The organism is Streptomyces spongiae, assembly GCF_009377185.1.
GTDB lineage: Bacteria > Actinomycetota > Actinomycetes > Streptomycetales > Streptomycetaceae > Streptomyces > Streptomyces spongiae.
The window spans coordinates 1-16,810 of sequence record NZ_VJZC01000179.1 but is presented as its reverse complement, the minus strand read 5'-3'; the positions used below and the strand labels follow the sequence as shown (position 1 = coordinate 16,810).

The 16,810-nt window shown below is 67.4% G+C and carries 14 protein-coding genes; 9 read left to right on the top strand and 5 right to left on the bottom strand.

What is annotated here, in order from left to right; genetic code table 11:
• On the bottom strand, positions 1-429 hold a 429-nt coding region (locus tag FNH08_RS23445; RefSeq protein WP_152773511.1), incomplete at its 3' end, for a single-stranded DNA-binding protein.
• A gap of 80 nt (positions 430-509) precedes the next feature.
• Positions 510-800: a 30S ribosomal protein S6 gene (gene rpsF / locus FNH08_RS23440; RefSeq protein ID WP_005482942.1), complete on the bottom strand. Its 291-nt coding sequence runs from the start codon at positions 798-800 to the stop codon at positions 510-512.
• 264 nt (positions 801-1,064) lie between these two features.
• Here rpsF and FNH08_RS23435 point away from each other — a divergent pair, with 264 nt between their 5' ends.
• From FNH08_RS23435 to FNH08_RS23425, 3 genes are all read left to right on the top strand, one after another.
• On the top strand, positions 1,065-1,367 hold the full coding sequence (locus tag FNH08_RS23435) for a hypothetical protein (protein ID WP_152773510.1): 303 nt from the start codon (positions 1,065-1,067) through the stop codon (positions 1,365-1,367).
• Positions 1,368-1,574: 207 nt separating this feature from the next.
• Positions 1,575-2,693 (top strand): peptidoglycan bridge formation glycyltransferase FemX, encoded by a 1,119-nt coding sequence (gene femX / locus FNH08_RS23430; RefSeq protein WP_152773509.1) that lies wholly within the window; start codon positions 1,575-1,577, stop codon positions 2,691-2,693.
• A gap of 114 nt (positions 2,694-2,807) precedes the next feature.
• Positions 2,808-3,839, top strand: coding sequence for an alanine racemase (locus FNH08_RS23425; RefSeq protein WP_152773508.1), 1,032 nt, complete (start codon positions 2,808-2,810; stop codon positions 3,837-3,839).
• 73 nt (positions 3,840-3,912) lie between these two features.
• Here the strand turns inward: FNH08_RS23425 and FNH08_RS23420 are convergent, their stop codons facing one another.
• Positions 3,913-5,412, bottom strand: coding sequence for a glycosyltransferase family 87 protein (locus FNH08_RS23420; protein ID WP_152773507.1), 1,500 nt, complete (start codon positions 5,410-5,412; stop codon positions 3,913-3,915).
• 156 nt (positions 5,413-5,568) lie between these two features.
• On the bottom strand, positions 5,569-8,211 hold the full coding sequence (locus FNH08_RS23415; RefSeq protein ID WP_152773506.1) for a transglycosylase domain-containing protein: 2,643 nt from the start codon (positions 8,209-8,211) through the stop codon (positions 5,569-5,571).
• A gap of 372 nt (positions 8,212-8,583) precedes the next feature.
• Between FNH08_RS23415 and FNH08_RS23410 the strand changes: the two genes are divergently transcribed.
• The 4 genes from FNH08_RS23410 (at position 8,584) to FNH08_RS23395 (ending at position 12,336) form a co-directional block, all read left to right on the top strand.
• A complete protein-coding gene (locus FNH08_RS23410; RefSeq protein WP_152773505.1) occupies positions 8,584-9,264 on the top strand; it encodes a PadR family transcriptional regulator in 681 nt (226 codons plus the stop codon).
• Positions 9,265-9,308: 44 nt separating this feature from the next.
• Positions 9,309-10,391 (top strand): inositol-3-phosphate synthase, encoded by a 1,083-nt coding sequence (locus tag FNH08_RS23405; RefSeq protein ID WP_152773504.1) that lies wholly within the window; start codon positions 9,309-9,311, stop codon positions 10,389-10,391.
• A gap of 120 nt (positions 10,392-10,511) precedes the next feature.
• Complete coding sequence (locus FNH08_RS23400) at positions 10,512-11,774, top strand: MFS transporter (RefSeq protein ID WP_152773503.1); 1,263 nt, start codon at positions 10,512-10,514, stop codon at positions 11,772-11,774.
• A gap of 115 nt (positions 11,775-11,889) precedes the next feature.
• A complete protein-coding gene (locus tag FNH08_RS23395; protein WP_152773502.1) occupies positions 11,890-12,336 on the top strand; it encodes an LppU/SCO3897 family protein in 447 nt (148 codons plus the stop codon).
• A gap of 142 nt (positions 12,337-12,478) precedes the next feature.
• On the opposite strand, the gene FNH08_RS23390 is transcribed toward FNH08_RS23395, so the two are convergent.
• The gene (locus FNH08_RS23390; RefSeq protein WP_322725184.1) at positions 12,479-13,945 is read right to left on the bottom strand and encodes a CCA tRNA nucleotidyltransferase; all 1,467 of its coding nucleotides are present in this window, start codon (positions 13,943-13,945) and stop codon (positions 12,479-12,481) included.
• Between the two features lie 221 nt (positions 13,946-14,166).
• Here FNH08_RS23390 and FNH08_RS23385 point away from each other — a divergent pair, with 221 nt between their 5' ends.
• A complete protein-coding gene (locus tag FNH08_RS23385; RefSeq protein ID WP_322725183.1) occupies positions 14,167-16,554 on the top strand; it encodes a DUF6049 family protein in 2,388 nt (795 codons plus the stop codon).
• Between the two features lie 46 nt (positions 16,555-16,600).
• Positions 16,601-16,810 (top strand): hypothetical protein (locus FNH08_RS23380; protein ID WP_152773499.1); only part of this gene is annotated, 210 nt, incomplete at its 3' end.

Here is a 16,810-nt window from a genome sequence, read left to right as displayed (position 1 = left end):
GCCCCAGCCGCCGCCACCCTGGCCGCCACCGCCACCGCCGCCGTAGCCACCCTGGCCACCGCGGCCGGCGGTCTTGGTGACCTTGGCCGTGGCACTGCGCAGGCTCGCGCCGACCTCGTCGACATCGAGCTCGTAGACCGTGCGCTTGACGCCCTCACGGTCCTCGTAGGACCGCTGCTTCAGCCGGCCCTGCACGATGACGCGCATGCCTCGCTGGAGCGACTCGGCGACGTTCTCCGCCGCCTGCCGCCATACCGAGCAGGTCAGGAACAGGCTCTCGCCGTCCTTCCACTCGTTCGTCTGGCGGTCGAAGGTGCGGGGCGTGGACGCGACACGGAACTTCGCGACCGCCGCACCGGAAGGGGTGAAGCGCAGCTCGGGGTCGTCGACAAGATTGCCGACGACCGTGATGACGGTCTCGCCTGCCATGGGGAACCTCTCGGCGGGTTTGCTGCTCTGGCTGCTTGGTTGCTGCTACTCGAATCCCGAGATCAGCTGAGCGGGAGAGCTCAGTGGGTCTCGGGGCGGAGGACCTTGGTACGGAGGACCGACTCGTTCAGGTTCATCTGGCGGTCGAGCTCCTTGACGACCGCAGGCTCGGCCTGGAGGTCGATGACCGAGTAGATGCCCTCAGGCTTCTTCTTGATCTCGTACGAGAGACGACGACGGCCCCAGGTGTCGACCTTCTCGACCTTTCCGTTGCCCTCACGGACGACGGAGAGGAAGTTCTCGATCAGAGGGGCGACAGCGCGCTCCTCCAGATCGGGGTCGAGGATGACCATCACCTCGTAGTGACGCATGTGGAACCCACCTCCTTTGGACTCAGCGGCCACGGTCGTTCCGTGGCAGGAGGGTTGTGATGCGTACGCAACGGTATCGGCCGCCACTGACAATCGGAGATCCCGGCAGGAACTCCCCGTCGTGGCCAGGGCAGACACCCATGCAGACGATACAGAGTACCCGCACTCGCGCTACCGGTTGAAATCAGGCCGCGTGGACCGTCAATCTGTACACATCGGGTGTGTAAGGCGCTACGATGCGCCGCCTTCCGCAGGAGGTGCCCTATGGCACAGACAATGCGACCCAACATCGCCGGATCCCTGTTCGCCACCGATCACAAGCCCCACCCCGTGCAGGTCACCCTGCTTGCCGTGACGCTCGTGCTCGGGGTGGTCTCCTTCGTCACGGCGATGTTCCACCATCTGCACCTGCTCAGTTCCTGGACAGGGCTGGTGGGGATCCTGACCGGCGCGTACGGGCAGTTCATCTCCGAGACGACCCGTGAGCGCTTCGGTCTGATCGTGGGTCTCGGTGCCTCGGCGGTCGGCTTCTTCCTCGGCATGGCCCATGGGGGCCTCTTCGGCTGACTCCGCGGTGGCTGACGGGGCGTCGGCGGTCTCACCGGCCGACGACCCGTCAGCCTGCCGGACAACACCTCTCGGCGTCCGGCCACGGACAGGTCCGCGCCAGGTTGCATACGGCCAGACGGCGCGCTCGCAGGGCGCAGTAGGCTTCGGCGCTAGAGCCGGAGCCCCTGTACCCATGGGGACACACCAGCCCGAGGAGCGCCCTGAATGAGCCTGACCCTGAGGACGATCAGCCGAGAGCAGCATCTGGCGTACATCCAGAGCCTGCCGGCGGCGAGCCACATGCAGGTCCCGGCCTGGGCTGACGTCAAGGCGGAGTGGCGCTCCGAGAGCCTCGGGTGGTTCGACAAGACGGGCGAGATGGTCGGCGCGGGCCTCGTCCTGTACCGGCAGCTGCCCAAGATCAAGCGCTACCTCGCCTATCTGCCCGAGGGCCCGGTCATCAACTGGTTCGCGCCGAATCTGGTCGACTGGCTGGAACCGATGCTCGCGCACCTCAAGCAGCAGGGCGCCTTCTCCGTGAAGATGGGCCCGCCGGTGATCATCCGGCGCTGGGAGGCCACGTCCATCAAGAAGGGCATCCAGGACCCGGACGTGAAGCGCCTGCGCGACATCGAGGCCGACTTCATCGAGCCGCGCGCCTTCGAGGTCTCCGACAAGCTGCGCCGCATGGGCTGGCAGCAGGGCGAGGACGGCGGGGCCGGCTTCGGGGACGTCCAGCCCCGCTACGTCTTCCAGGTGCCGCTGGCGAACCGCTCCCTGGAAGAGGTCCACAAGAACTTCAACCAGCTGTGGCGGCGCAACATCAAGAAGGCCGAGAAGGCGGGTGTCGAGGTCGTCCAGGGCGGCTACCAGGACCTGGAGGAGTGGCAGCGGCTGTACGAGATCACGGCCGTGCGCGACCGCTTCCGTCCTCGGCCCCTGTCGTACTTCCAGCGCATGTGGTCGGCCCTCAACAACGAGGACCCCAACCGCATGCGGCTGTACTTCGCCCGGCACGAGGGCGTGAACCTGTCGGCGGCGACGATGCTGGTCGTCGGCGGGCACGTCTGGTACTCGTACGGCGCGTCGGACAACATCGGGCGTGAGGTCCGGCCCTCGAACGCCATGCAGTGGCGGATGCTGCGCGACGCCTACGCCCTCGGTGCGACCGTGTACGACCTGCGGGGCATCTCCGACTCGCTGGACGAGACGGACCACCTTTTCGGTCTGATCCAGTTCAAGGTGGGCACAGGCGGACAGGCCGCCGAGTACCTGGGTGAGTGGGACTTCCCGCTCAACAAGCTCCTTCACAAGGCGCTCGACATCTACATGTCACGCCGCTGACGCGGTCCCGCATCGCCCCGCCGGTCCGGCGGATGCACCACAATTGCGCTTCACACCTCTGATACACCGCAGCTCTGATTCACCGCAGCCACGAGAAAGGTTCCGGGACCGGCCATGGCGCTCACGCTCTACGTCGACACCGCGCGCTGGCGGGCACACCACAAGCATGTGCAGGAGCAGTTCCCGGGGCTCGTCCCCGTCTGCAAGGGCAACGGCTACGGCTTCGGCCACGAGCGTCTGGCGGAGGAGGCCACACGCCTCGGATCGGACATCCTCGCCGTCGGCACCACCTATGAGGCCGCCCGGATCAGGGACTGGTTCGGCGGCGACCTGCTGGTGCTCACGCCGTTCCGGCGGGGTGAGGAGCCGGTGCCGCTGCCCGACCGCGTCATCCGCTCCGTGTCGTCCGTGGACGGCGTGTACGGCCTCGTGGGCGCCCGGGTGGTCATCGAGGTCATGTCCTCGATGAAGCGGCACGGCGTGAGCGAGCAGGACCTGCCCCAGCTCCACGCCGCCATAGAGAACGTCCGCCTGGAGGGATTCGCCCTCCACCTGCCGCTGGACCGCACCGACGGTTCCGACGCCGTCGAGGAGGTCATCGGCTGGATGGACCGCCTGCGCGCGGCCCGTCTCCCGCTCCACACGATGTTCGTCAGCCACCTCAAGGCGGAGGAACTCGTCCGCCTGCAGCAGCAGTTCCCCCAGACCCGCTTCCGGGCCCGCATAGGCACGCGGCTGTGGCTGGGGGACCACGAGGCGACCGAGTACCGCGGTGCCGTCCTGGACGTCACCCGGATCTCCAAGGGCGACCGCTTCGGCTACCGCCAGCAGAAGGCGGCTTCGGACGGATTCCTGGTGGTCGTGGCGGGCGGTACGTCGCACGGGGTGGGTCTGGAGGCCCCGAAGGCGCTGCACGGCGTCATGCCGCGCGCCAAGGGCGTCGCACGCGCCGGCCTCGCCACGGTCAACCGGAACCTTTCTCCGTTCGTCCTGGGCGGCAAGCAGCGCTGGTTCGCGGAACCACCGCACATGCAGGTGTCGATCCTCTTCGTGCCCGCGGACGCCCCGGAGCCGAAGGTCGGCGAGGAACTGGTGGCGCACCTGCGGCACACCACCACGCAGTTCGACCGGATCGTCGACCGCTGACCCGACGATCGCAGAAGGCCGTACACGGACTCCATGTACGGCCTTCTGCGTACCTTCCCTACAGCCTGTTCGCTCAGGGCGAACTCTCTGTGGTGCCGTGGCTGCCCCACGCGACGTGCGGCCCGTCCAGGTGTGCCGCGTGCCGTGGGGGATGAGCCGCCGCACCGAGCACGAAGACGTCCTCCGCGCCGTCCAGGACACCGCCCGCCGGATCGTCGTCGCCGGCCCGGCGCACGACGTCACGCTCGGGCAGGTAGATGTCCCGTACGACGACGGCGCACAGAAACAGCGTCCCCAGCAGGTGGACGGCGATGGCCAGCTGGTAGCCCTCCGTCGGCAGCCCCTTGTGGGCGTCCCCGCTGGTCGTGTACGCGAGGTACATCCAGATCCCGAGGAAGTACCCGACCTCGCACGCCTGCCAGATCAGGAAGTCCCGCCACCGCGGCCGGGCCAGCACGGCGAGGGGGATCAGCCAGAGCACATACTGCGGTGAGTAGACCTTGTTGGTGAGGATGAAGGCCGCGACGATCAGGAAGACGAGCTGGGCGAGACGCGGCCGGCGCGGGGCGGTGAACGCGAGCGCGGCGACACCCCCACAGGCGAGCACCATCATGACCATCGCGGAGGTGTTGGCCGTGTCCGCGGTGATCTGGATGTCGAACCGCTGCGACAAGATCAGGAAGATCGATCCGAAGTCGACTCCGCGCTCACGGCTGAAGCTGTAGAACTTCGCCCATCCCTCCGGAGCGAGGAACATCACCGGAAGGTTCACCGCGAGCCAGGCGCCGACGGCACCCAGCAGCGCCGTACCGAACTCCCGCCACTTGCCCGCCCGCCAGCACAGCACCAAGAGCGGTCCGAGTACCAGGAACGGATAGAACTTCGCGGCCGTGGCGAGCCCCACCAGCACGCCGAAGGCGAGGGGGCGCCGCCGCGACCACATCAGCATCGCGGCGGCCAGCAGGGCCACGGCGAGAAGGTCCCAGTTGATGGTGGCCGTCAGCGCGAAGGCGGGCGCGAGGGCGACCAGGAGGCCGTCCCAGGGGCGCCGACGCTGGGTTCGCACGGTGCAGACGGCGATGACCGCCGTGCACACCATCAGCATCCCGGCGTTGACCATCCAGTACCACTGCTCCTGGTCCTGGATCTTGCCGCTGCCCGGGGTGAGCCAGGCGGCGACCTCCATGAACACACCGGTCAGCACGGGATACTCGAGGTACTCCATGTCGCCGGAGAGCTTGTCGAAGTACGGCACCAGGCCGTCGGCGAAGCCGCGCCCCTGGTAGAGGTGCGGAATGTCCGAGTAGCACGCGTGCGTGTACTGGGAGCTGGCCCCGAAGAACCAGGCGCCGTCGTAGCAGGGCAGCTTCTGCACCATGCCGAGGGCGAACATGCCGATGGCCACGAGCGCGACCACTCGCACGGGGGTCCACCAGGACGTCCCGAGCAGTGCTCGCCGCCCGATGGGGCCGCCGATCAGCTCACTGCCGCTCGCGGCGACCTCGTCCTCCTTGGTCGGCCGTACCGGCTCCGGCTCGTCCACGCTCACTCGCGTCGTGTCTGCACTGGGCATGCCGCACATCCTGCCGTACGCACCTTGGAATACGCCGAGGACCGCCGCACCCGGTGGGGTACGGCGGCCCTCGTTTCACGTGAAACACCTCACGGCGGGTGTTTCACGTGAAACACCCTCGATGGTGTCCCTTCACACCGGCAGCGAGCCGTTCGGTCATCCGAAGATGCCTCCGTCGTTGCCGTTTCCTCTCGTATTGCCCTCGGATTCGGTTGGTGAGGAGGTCACCCCACCATCCGTGCCTCCGGTGTCCGTACCGCCCGCATCGTTTCCGCCCACGTCGTTGCAGGTCGGGTCGAACGGGTTGCAGGTCTCGGTCGGTGTGGGCGACGGCGAGACCTCGGTCTCACTGGGCGATGGGCTGGGCTCAGTGGTCTCCTCGTCGGACTCGGTCACCGACGGGGTCGGCGTCGGGTCCGGCTGGTCGTTGACGACCACGCCGATCGGCTCGGGATCGGGGAAGTCGATGACCTTCTTGCCCTTGAGTGCCTGCTCCATGTAGTCGTGCCAGATCTCTGACGGGAACGAGGCACCGTGGATCGACTTCTGACCACCGGTTCCGTACATCTGCAGGAACTCACGGTTCTTGATCTTCTCGTTGTCGTCCATGCGGTACATGCCGATCGCGGTCGACAACTGCGGGGTGTACCCGACGAACCACGCGGACTTGTTGCCGTCGGTGGTACCCGTCTTGCCGGCCACCTCACGGCCCGGCAGCCGGGCGTTGGTACCGGTTCCCTCGTCGACCACGGTCTTCAGGACGTTCGTGACGTTGTCGGCGACCTTGGCGGTGAATGCCTGCTTGGTCTTGGCGATGTCCTGGTGGTTGAAGACCACACCGTCCTCGCCCTCGATCTCCTTGACCGAGTAGATGTCACGCTGCTTGCCGCTGTCCGCGAAGGTGGAGTACGCCCCCGCCATACGGATGGCGCTCGGGTCGGAGATGCCGATCGAGAAGGACGGGTAGCTGGTGCCCGTCAGGCTGCCCTCGAGGAGGCCCGCATCCATGGCGGACTCCTTGACCTTGTCGAGGCCCACGTCCATTCCGAGCTGCACGAACGCGGAGTTCGCCGAGACTCTCATCGCCTCACGAAGGCTGATGTCGTAGTTCGGCGGACTGCCGTACGACTCGTCGCCGTCGTTGGCCTGCAGCCACTCCTCGCCCTTCTCGTTCGTCCAGACGTCGCCGTTGTATTCCTTGACCTTGAGGTTGTTCTTGCCGCTGAACAGGCTCTTCGGGGAGACGATGGTCCGTTCGTCCTGAGGCTGTTCCTCGTCTCCGTCCTTGTCGCGCACGCCCCACTTCATGGCGGCCGCGAGCACGAAGGGCTTGAACGTCGAGCCCACCTGGGCGCCCGTCTGGTCGGCGTTGTTGGTGAAGTGCTGGGTCGCGTCCGCGCCGCCGTAGATCGCTCTGATCGCACCGGTGGCCGGATCGACCGAGGCCCCGCCGAACTCGACGTGGGTGTCCGTCTTCGGGCGTTCCTTGGGCTTGATGTTCTCCTTGCGGACCTTCGCCACGGAGTCCGAGAGCTGCTTGACCATCGTCTTGTTGAAGGTCGTGTGGATCTCGTAGCCGCCCCGCCGCAGCTCGCTCTCCGAGATGTTGGTGTTCTTGATGATGTACGCCTTGGCGAGGTCGACGAGGTAACCGACCTGGCCCTTCAGATCATTGTTCGAGCGGGGGCTCTGGACCTTGGGGAACGACGTGTACTTGGCCCGGTCCGCCTGGCTGAGGTGCCCGTCCTTGACCATCTCGCCGAGGATCCACCGCCAGCGCTCATCGGCCCGCTTGCGGTTGGCCTCGGGAGTGGCCGAGGGGTCGATCTCGACGGAGCCCGCCGGGTCGTAGTACGTCGCGCCCTTGAGCACGGCCGCCAGGAAGGCGCACTCACTCGGGTTGAGTTCCTCGGCGTCCTTGCCGAAGTAGGCGCGAGCGGCGGCCTGGATGCCGTAGGCGTTGCGCCCGTAGTAGGCGGTGTTCAGGTAGCCACTCATCACCTCCTCCTTGGACTTCTTCGCACCGACCTTGATCGAGATGAAGAGCTCTTTGAACTTCCGGGTCACTGTCTGCGACTGGTCGTCCAGCATCGCGTTCTTCACGTACTGCTGGGTGATGGTCGAGCCGCCCTGGGTGTCGCCGCCCTTGGCCATGTTGAAGAGGGCACGCGCGATACCCATCGGGTCGACGCCGCTGTCGGTCTCGAACGTCTTGTTCTCGGCCGAGATGACCGCGTACCGCATCGCCTTGGGGATCTTGGAGTAGGCGATGATCTGCCGGTTGGTCTCCCCACCGGTGGAGACCATCGGTTTGCCGTTGTCCCAGTAGTAGACGTTGTTCTGCGCCTGAGCCGCCTTGGCCGGGTCGGGCACGCCCACGAGCGCGTAGCCGATCCCCGCCACCGCCACCAGGCTCCCGAAGAACCCGATGAACAGACCCGTCACGAGTCGCCACGACGGCACCCAGCGGGCAGCGCCGTACTTCCCCGCGCGCGGGTAGTCGATGATCCGCTTCCGGGAAGGCGGTGCGGAACGTCCTCTACCGCGCCCGGGACCACGTCCCGCGGCCTCGGGCGCCGCTCTGCGGCGGCCACCCCCTGCGCTTCTCTGTGTGGCTCGCCGGGCCTCGGCACGGCCGCCATACGGGCGCTCCTCACCTCCCGAGCCATAGGAGCCGGAAGGAGACCCGGTGGCGCCTCGCGGTGCCGCGCGGCGGCCGGAGGACGCCGACTGGCCGCGTCGGGCCGCGGCACGTCCGCCTCCCTGCGGCTGCGGCGGTTTGCGACGGTGCTCGCTCATCGAACGACTACTCCTCGGGCAGGCGCACCCTTGCGCGCCTGGAAACGGCGGCTGGTTTCCTGTCCCCCCGAAGTACGGATGCGGTCGTGTTGGCATTCATCCGTACTGCACCAAGGACGACGACGCGCTCAGACGTCACTCGGTTCCCGGTGGTGTGCATGGCGCACAGACTACGCACCGCCAAAACACCCGAGGACCGAACTTCATCCCAAACCAGGCAACTTGCCTGCAACGAAACGGTGATGTGATCCCGTTCACCGCGCCCCCTCTTGTCGCATCCGCAGGGGCGATCTATCGTCGAGATGTATCGAGTCGATACATCAGCTCGGCATAAAGACGTGATGGTGAGGCCGCGGCAGAGAGGAGGCGACGATGAGCCGGCGCTCCGGAATCCTCGAGTTCGCCGTACTCGGACTGCTCCGCGAATCTCCGATGCACGGCTACGAGCTGCGCAAACGACTCAATACGTCGCTGGGTGTGTTCCGCGCCTTCAGCTACGGGACGCTCTACCCCTGTCTCAAGACGCTGGTCGCCAACGGCTGGTTGATCGAGGAATCGGGGGGCGCACAGGAAGACGCTCCCGCCGCTCCGCTCACCGGGCGCCGGGCGAAGATCGTCTACCGGTTGACGGCGGAAGGTAAGGAGCACTTCGAGGAGCTGCTCTCACAGACGGGCCCCGACGCGTACGAGGACGAGACCTTCGCCGCTCGTTTCGCCTTCTTCGGGCAGACCTCCCGCGACGTGCGCATGCGCGTCCTGGAGGGCCGTCGCAGCCGCTTGGAGGAGCGGCTGGAGAAGATGCGCGCCTCCCTGGCGCGCACCCGGGAGCGCCTCGACGACTACACGCTTGAGCTCCAGCGCCACGGGATGGAGTCCGTGGAGCGCGAAGTGCGCTGGCTGAACGAGCTCATCGAGAGCGAGCGGGCGGGCCGGGACCTCAAGGGGCGCGCCCACGGAGAACCCGCTCGCGACACCACAGAGGGAGCGCCGGGCGTCCTGCCCCGGCCCGGGGACACCCCCGGGCCGGATACGCCCGGCGACACTGCCACGTGAGACCCCTGCCAGGGCCTCACTCGTACACACAGGGAGCAACCGGAATGGGTTCGGTTCGCGTAGCCATCGTCGGTGTGGGCAACTGCGCCGCATCGCTGGTGCAGGGAGTCGAGTACTACAAGGACGCCGACCCGGCGTCGAAGGTCCCCGGCCTGATGCACGTCCAGTTCGGCGACTACCACGTCCGTGATGTCGAGTTCGTCGCCGCGTTCGACATCGACGCCAAGAAAGTGGGCCTGGATCTCGCCGACGCCATCGGCGCCTCCGAGAACAACACGATCAAGATCTGCGACGTGCCCAGCACCGGCGTGACCGTTCAGCGCGGCCACACCCTCGACGGCCTCGGCAAGTACTACCGGGCCACCATCGAGGAGTCCGAGGAGGAGCCGGTCGACGTCGTCCAGATCCTCAAGGACAGGCAGGTCGACGTACTCGTCTGCTACCTGCCGGTGGGTTCCGAGGACGCGGCGAAGTTCTACGCCCAGTGCGCCATCGACGCCAAGGTCGCGTTCGTCAACGCCCTTCCGGTCTTCATCGCCGGCACCAAGGAGTGGGCGGACAAGTTCACCGAGGCGGGCGTCCCGATCGTCGGCGACGACATCAAGTCGCAGGTCGGCGCGACGATCACGCACCGCGTCATGGCGAAGCTGTTCGAGGACCGGGGCGTCGTCCTGGACCGCACGATGCAGCTGAACGTCGGCGGCAACATGGACTTCAAGAACATGCTCGAGCGCGAGCGCCTGGAGTCCAAGAAGATCTCCAAGACGCAGGCCGTCACCTCGCAGATCCCCGACCGGGAGCTCGGCGAGAAGAACGTGCACATCGGCCCGTCCGACTACGTCGCCTGGCTCGACGACCGCAAGTGGGCGTACGTCCGCCTGGAGGGCCGTGCGTTCGGTGACGTCCCACTGAACCTGGAGTACAAGCTCGAGGTGTGGGACTCCCCGAACTCCGCCGGCGTCATCATCGACGCCCTGCGCGCCGCCAAGATCGCCAAGGACCGCGGCATCGGCGGCCCGATCCTCTCCGCGTCGAGCTACTTCATGAAGTCCCCGCCGGTCCAGTTCTTCGACGACGAGGCCCGCGAGAACGTGGAGAAGTTCATCAAGGGCGAGGTCGAGCGCTAGGAGCGGACCAAGCGCTGCGTGCCGGTACAACAGGGCTCTGAGGCGCTTCAGTTCGAGTCCTGCTGAGGGTCCCCGGGTCGCATGACCCGGGGACCCTCCCCGTATGTGAGGCTGTGGCTCATGTCCGTCGTGCGTGACCTGCGCGTCCTGCTCCGCTTCCGGAACTTCCGGCGCCTGCTCGCCGTGCGGCTGCTCTCCCAGGGAGCCGACGGCGTCTACCAGGTCGCGCTCGCCACGTATGTCGTCTTCTCACCGGAGAAGCAGACGTCGGCCGCCGCGATCGCCTCGGCGATGGCCGTTCTGCTCCTCCCGTACTCGCTCGTCGGCCCGTTCGCCGGTGTCCTGCTGGACCGCTGGCGGCGCCGCCAGGTCTTCCTGTACGGCAACCTGCTGCGTGCCTTCCTGGCCTGTGTGACGGCCGTTCTGATGCTGAGCGCCGTGCCGGACTGGCTCTTCTACGTCTCCGCGCTCTGTGTCACCGCGGTCAACCGCTTCGTCCTAGCCGGGCTCTCGGCCGCGCTGCCGCGCGTGGTGGACGCCGATCGCCTGGTGATGGCCAACTCCCTCTCCCCGACGGCCGGAACACTCGCCGCCACCGCGGGCGGTGGAATCGCCTTCGCCGTACGGCTGTTGGTGGCGGACTCCGATGCCGCGGTGGTCGTCGTCGGCGCGGTCCTGTACCTGTGTTCCGCCCTCGCCTCCCTGCGCATGGCACCGGAACTGCTGGGGCCCGAGCCGGACTTGGTGCGGCTGCGACTGCGGGCGGCGCTCTCCGGCACCGCGCGGGACCTGGTGGCGGGCGTACGGCATCTCGCCGAGCCCCAGCGGCGGGAGGCGACCTGGGCGCTGGCCTCGATGACGCTGATGCGGTTCTGCTACGGCGCCCTGACGGTCATGGTGCTGATGCTCTGCCGGTATGCCTGGTCGTCGGACTCCGAGGAGGGGCTGGCCCTGCTGGGCCTCGCTGTGGGGATCTCGGGCGCGGGCTTCTTCGCGGCGGCCGTGGTGACCCCGTGGGCGGCCGGGCGGCTGGGGCCAGGCATGTGGATCGTCACCTGTGCCGCTGCCGCCGCCGTCCTGGAGCCGGCCCTGGGACTTCCGTTCGCCGAAGTTCCCATACTGATCGCGGCCTTCGTCCTGGGTCTCGTCACCCAGGGCGCGAAGATCGCCACGGACACGATCATCCAGTCCTCGGTCGACGACGGCTTCCGTGGCCGGATCTTCTCGGTTTACGACGTGCTGTTCAACATCGCCTTCGTCGGTGCCGCGGGAGTTGCCGCCCTGATGCTCCCGCCTGACGGCCGCTCAGCTGCTCTGGTGATAACAATCGCCGTTATCTACGCGACGGTTGCTGCGGGTATGGCCCGCTTTGAACGGCAGTAAGTGTCACATCAGTGCCACAGAGCATTCCTGAGGCTCTGCGTTGTCAGTGGGTCCCGATAGCTTACGCACGTCTTATTTCGCGCCATGCGCGCATACTTCCGAGGGGGACCCCCAAATGACCACTCCGCCGCCGGGCCAGAACCCGTACGCCACACAGCCCACCCAGCCGGGGGTCCCCCAGCCGTACCCGCCGCAGCCGGGCGCACCGTTCCAGGGGGCTCCGGTCCCGCCGCCCGCACCGAAGAAGCGCGTCAGCAAGACCCTTCTGCGTATCGGCGCCTTCATCGTCGTCGCGATCATCGTCGCCCTCGGCAAGTGGTACCTGGGCCAGAGTGACGCCGAGACCACCTCCGTGGGCAGTTGCATGCACAACGAGGGCTCGCAGTCCTCGCCGGATCTGAAGACCGTCGACTGCTCCTCCGACGGCGCCGAGTACAAGGTCGTCGAGAAGTTCGACAACACCAGCGACAGCAGCAAGTGCCAGTCGGTCAAGGAAGCCGAGATCTCGTACTACCAGGTGGGCAACAACCACAACGTGGTGCTCTGCCTGAAGTCCGTGTAGGGCCGGCACAGGAACGATCGAGGGGCGATGTTTCACGTGAAACATCGCCCCTCGGTATGTGCCCGACCGGTTCGGCCGGGGTCATGTTTCACGTGAAACATGACCCCTGTTTCACGGCTCGGCCCCAGTTCCCCCCGCCGGTTCAGCCTTGCTCGGTCCACCACTCCTTGAGCGCCGACACCGCCGCGTCGTACCCCATCGGGCCGTTCTCCAGCCGCAGTTCCAGCATGAACTTGTAGGCCTGCCCGATGACCGGGCCCGGACCGACGCCCAGGATCTCCATGATCTGGTTGCCGTCGAGGTCCGGACGGATGGCGTCCAGCTCCTCCTGCTCCTGGAGTTGAGCGATGCGTTGTTCCAGTCCGTCATACGCGCGAGACAGGGCGCCCGCCTTGCGTTTGTTGCGCGTGGTGCAGTCGGAGCGGGTCAACTTGTGGAGGCGATCCAGGAGCGGGCCGGCATCACGTACGTACCGGCGGACCGCCGAGTCCGTCCACTCCCCGGTCCCGTAGCCGTGGAAGCGCAGGTGGAGTTCGACCAGACGCGAGACGTCCTTGACGAGGTCGTTGGCGTACTTGAGGGCGGTCATCCTCTTCTTGGTCATCTTGGCACCCACCACCTCGTGGTGGTGGAAGGAGACCCGGCCGTCCTTCTCGAAGCGGCGCGTCCTCGGCTTACCGATGTCGTGCAGCAGTGCGGCAAGCCGGAGCGTGAGATCGGGACCGTCCTCCTCCAACGCCATCGCCTGCTCCAACACGATCAACGTGTGGTCGTAGACGTCCTTGTGCCGGTGGTGCTCGTCACGCTCCAGCCGCAGCGCCGGAAGCTCGGGCAGCACGTGGTCGGCGAGCCCGGTCTCGACCAGCAGCGTCAGGCCCTTCCGCGGATACGCGGAAAGGATCAACTTGTTCAGCTCGTCCCGGACCCGCTCCGCGGAGACGATCTCGATTCGCCCGGCCATCTCGGTCATCGCCGAGACGACGTCCGGAGCCACTTCGAAGTCGAGCTGGGCGGCGAAACGCGCGGCCCGCATCATCCGCAGAGGGTCGTCGGAGAAGGACTCCTCCGGAGTGCCGGGCGTGCGCAGCACACGCTCCGCGAGGTCCTCCAGACCACCGTGGGGGTCGATGAACTCCTTCTCGGGGAGTGCCACGGCCATCGCGTTCACCGTGAAGTCACGCCGTACGAGGTCCTCCCCGATGGAGTCTCCGTAGGACACCTCCGGCTTGCGCGAGGTCCGGTCGTACGCCTCCGACCGGTACGTGGTGACCTCGATCTGAAAGCGCTGAACAGCCTCTCCGACGCGGGCGTCCTTCTGAGCCCCCACCGTGCCGAAAGCGATACCGACCTCCCACACGGCGTCCGCCCAGGGGCGCACAATCTTCAACACGTCCTCAGGACGCGCGTCCGTCGTGAAGTCCAGGTCGTTGCCGAGCCGACCGAGGAGCGCGTCCCGTACCGAGCCGCCGACGAGGGCGAGCGAGAACCCGGCCGTCTGGAAACGGCGGGCGAGATCGTCGGCGACAGGGGACACCCGCAGCAGTTCGCTCACCGCGCGGTGCTGCACCTGACTCAGGGCACTGGGCTTGTCTTCGTTGGCGTTCGGCACAACAGAAAAGGGTACGTGCCCCCGGCCACTGGGAGCGCCTCCATTGAACGTGCACAGTCGTCCCTCCCGCCGCTCCCTTTAATACGTGCACATACGGGACAGCGTGGCCCTGCCCGCCGATCTTGTGAGGCAGACCGCGGCACTTCCCCTCAGCGCACATCGTTACCATGCGTGGACGCACATTCCGACGACCACTGACACGACGAGGGACGGGCGAGCGCGTGGCCGAGGCGGTAGACACCCAGGGTATGAGTGCCTCACCTGCCCGCCGGTGGCTCCGGCGGACCGGAGCACTGTTCGCCGGGGCGCCTCTGCTGGCCTGTCTGCTCCAGCTGCCTGCCGCGCCGGAAGCGCACTCCGCGACGAAGTCCTCACCGGCCGAGGCCACCGGGTCGAACACGGTCGACGTCTCCTTGGACTCGCTCGCCCCGACCGTTCCCACCGATGGCGACACCATCACCGTCTCCGGCACGGTCAGGAACAACGGCAAGCAGCCGGTCACGAGCGCCCACGTGGGCGTCCGCGTCGGCGGGACCGTCTCCGGCCGTTCGGCCATCGACGAGGCCGCCAAACGCACCCGCTTCAACCAGTACACCGACGGGACCGAGGTCGGCGGGAAGTACGTCGAGAAGTTCTCGAGGCTCACCCCCGGCGTGGCCCAGTCGTTCAGCATCTCGGTGCCGGTCGAGGAACTGGACCTCGGTGCCGACGGCGTCTACCAGCTCGGGGTCTCCCTCACCGGCCGGACCGCGGCCACGCCGTACGACCAGGTGCTCGGCATCCAGCGGACGTTCCTCCCCTGGCAGCCGGACGAGGCGAACAGCAAGACGAAGACGACGTACCTCTGGCCCCTGCTCTCCACCTCCCACCTGACGGCGGAGACAGGGCCGGGCGAACAGCAGACACCCGTCTTCCAGAACGAGGACCTGGCCGACGAGATCTCCCGGGGCGGCCGCCTGGACCAGCTGCTGAGCCTGGGCAAGGAACTCAACATCACCTGGGTGATCGACCCGGACCTCCTGGCCTCCGTCGACGCGATGACGCGCAGCTACCAGGTCAAGAGCGGCACCGAAACCGTCGCGGGCAAGAACCAGGCGGTCGCCAAGCGGTGGCTCGCCGAACTCGAAGAGGCCGTCCAGGGCGAGGAAGTCGTCGCCCTCCCCTTCGCCGACCCCGACCTCGCCTCGCTGGCGCACAACGGCAAGAACGTCACCGGCTCCCTGAGCCACCTCAAGGACGCCACCGACGTGGCCGCCGACACCGTGGAGACCGTGCTCCACGTGGAACCGGAGACGGACTTCTCCTGGCCCGTGAACGGCGCCGTCGACCCGTCGATCGTCAAGGTCGCCACCTCGGCGGGCGCCGACAAGGTGATCGCCCGCAGTGACAGCCTCCAGGAGACCGGAAGGCTGACGTACACGCCGAACGCGGCCCGCCCCATCGGCGGCGGCACCACGGCGGTCGTGGCGGACGCACGGCTGTCCACGGCGTTCCAGGGCGACATGACGAAGGCCGACAACGCCACCCTGGCCGTGCAGAGGTTCCTCGCGCAGAGCCTGATGACCAACCTGCAGGCCCCGGACAAGCAGCGCAGCGTGGTGATCGCCCCGCAGCGCATGCCGTCCGCGAGTCAGGCCCAGACAATGGCTCAGGCCCTGACGGCCCTCCAGAACGGAAACTGGTCCCAGTCACAGGACCTGTCGACGGCCGCCGACACCAAGCCCGACCCGAATGCCAACACGAAGGTCCCGGCGGCCTCCGCGTACCCCGCGTCCCTGCGCAAGCAGCAGCTGCCGACAGCGGCCTTCGAGACGATCCTCGGCACCCAGACCGACCTCGACCGATTCAAGGTGATCCTCTCCGACAAGTCCCGCGTCGTCACACCCTTCGGACGGGCCATGAACCGGGAGATGTCCACCTCCTGGCGCGGCCGCGCCACCGAGGCCCGCGCCTACCGCGACAGCGTGCGGTCGTACCTCGGCACCCTCACCGACCAGGTCAGGCTGATCAAGAAGTCGGAGACGAAGCTCTCCGGCCGCAGCGCCACGATCCCGGTGACGGTGCAGAACAACCTCGTGCAGGGCGTCGACAAGCTGGTGCTACGCCTCACGTCTTTGCAGCCGAAGCGCCTGGAGATCGACGGCGACGACTACGCGGAACAGACCATCACGGTCTCCGGCGGACACAGCCAGTCGGTGAAGTTCGACACCAACGCCAACGTCAACGGCGAGGTCGCGGTGGTGGCGCAGCTCTACACGGAGGACGGTCAGAAGTATGGTCCCCCCGTGACGTTCGACGTGAGCGTCACCGAGTTCACGCCCACCGTGATGCTGGTGATCGCCGGCGGAGTGCTGTTGCTCGTGCTCGCCGGCTTCCGGATGTACACACAGCGCAAGCGCGCGGCGGCACGGCGGGCCGAGGAGGAGACCGAGGAGGACACCCCGGTCGAGGAGACCAGCGCCACGGGAGTCCCCACCGCGGACGGACCCGTGGAGGAGTCCCTCGCGCGGTCCGGGGCAGACGAGCCGGAGCACCCGAGTGACCCGCCAGCGGACACCGCACAGGAAAGCACCGACCCGTCCGGCACGGGTGAGAGAGTGGACCGTTGAGCGATGTCGTGGCCGGTGGGCCAGGGGACGATGAGGTGGGGTAAGGATGAACGCGCCGTACGACGGTGACCGCGGTCAGGGCGCGGACGACTCGGGCTACCCCGAGCGCCCGCAGCCCGGGCCCGGCCATGTCCCGCCGCAGCCCCACACCGACATGTACTTGCAGGACGCCCAAGGACCGGACGCCTACGGCCAGGATCCCTACCGGGCGCAGGACCTCTCCGCCCAGGACCCGGTCGCCGGGGCGCTCTACGAC

What these genes read in the sequence shown, in the direction of transcription:
- FNH08_RS23415 (WP_152773506.1), bottom strand. Translation starts at nt 8,211, where the DNA reads ATGAGCGAGCACCGTCGCAAACCGCCGCAGCCGCAGGGAGGCGGACGT.
- FNH08_RS23405 (WP_152773504.1), top strand. Translation starts at nt 9,309, where the DNA reads ATGGGTTCGGTTCGCGTAGCCATCGTCGGTGTGGGCAACTGCGCCGCA.
- rpsF (WP_005482942.1), bottom strand. Translation starts at nt 800, where the DNA reads ATGCGTCACTACGAGGTGATGGTCATCCTCGACCCCGATCTGGAGGAG.
- FNH08_RS23420 (WP_152773507.1), bottom strand. Translation starts at nt 5,412, where the DNA reads ATGCCCAGTGCAGACACGACGCGAGTGAGCGTGGACGAGCCGGAGCCG.
- FNH08_RS23395 (WP_152773502.1), top strand. Translation starts at nt 11,890, where the DNA reads ATGACCACTCCGCCGCCGGGCCAGAACCCGTACGCCACACAGCCCACC.
- femX (WP_152773509.1), top strand. Translation starts at nt 1,575, where the DNA reads ATGAGCCTGACCCTGAGGACGATCAGCCGAGAGCAGCATCTGGCGTAC.
- FNH08_RS23400 (WP_152773503.1), top strand. Translation starts at nt 10,512, where the DNA reads ATGTCCGTCGTGCGTGACCTGCGCGTCCTGCTCCGCTTCCGGAACTTC.
- FNH08_RS23410 (WP_152773505.1), top strand. Translation starts at nt 8,584, where the DNA reads ATGAGCCGGCGCTCCGGAATCCTCGAGTTCGCCGTACTCGGACTGCTC.
- FNH08_RS23435 (WP_152773510.1), top strand. Translation starts at nt 1,065, where the DNA reads ATGGCACAGACAATGCGACCCAACATCGCCGGATCCCTGTTCGCCACC.
- FNH08_RS23425 (WP_152773508.1), top strand. Translation starts at nt 2,808, where the DNA reads ATGGCGCTCACGCTCTACGTCGACACCGCGCGCTGGCGGGCACACCAC.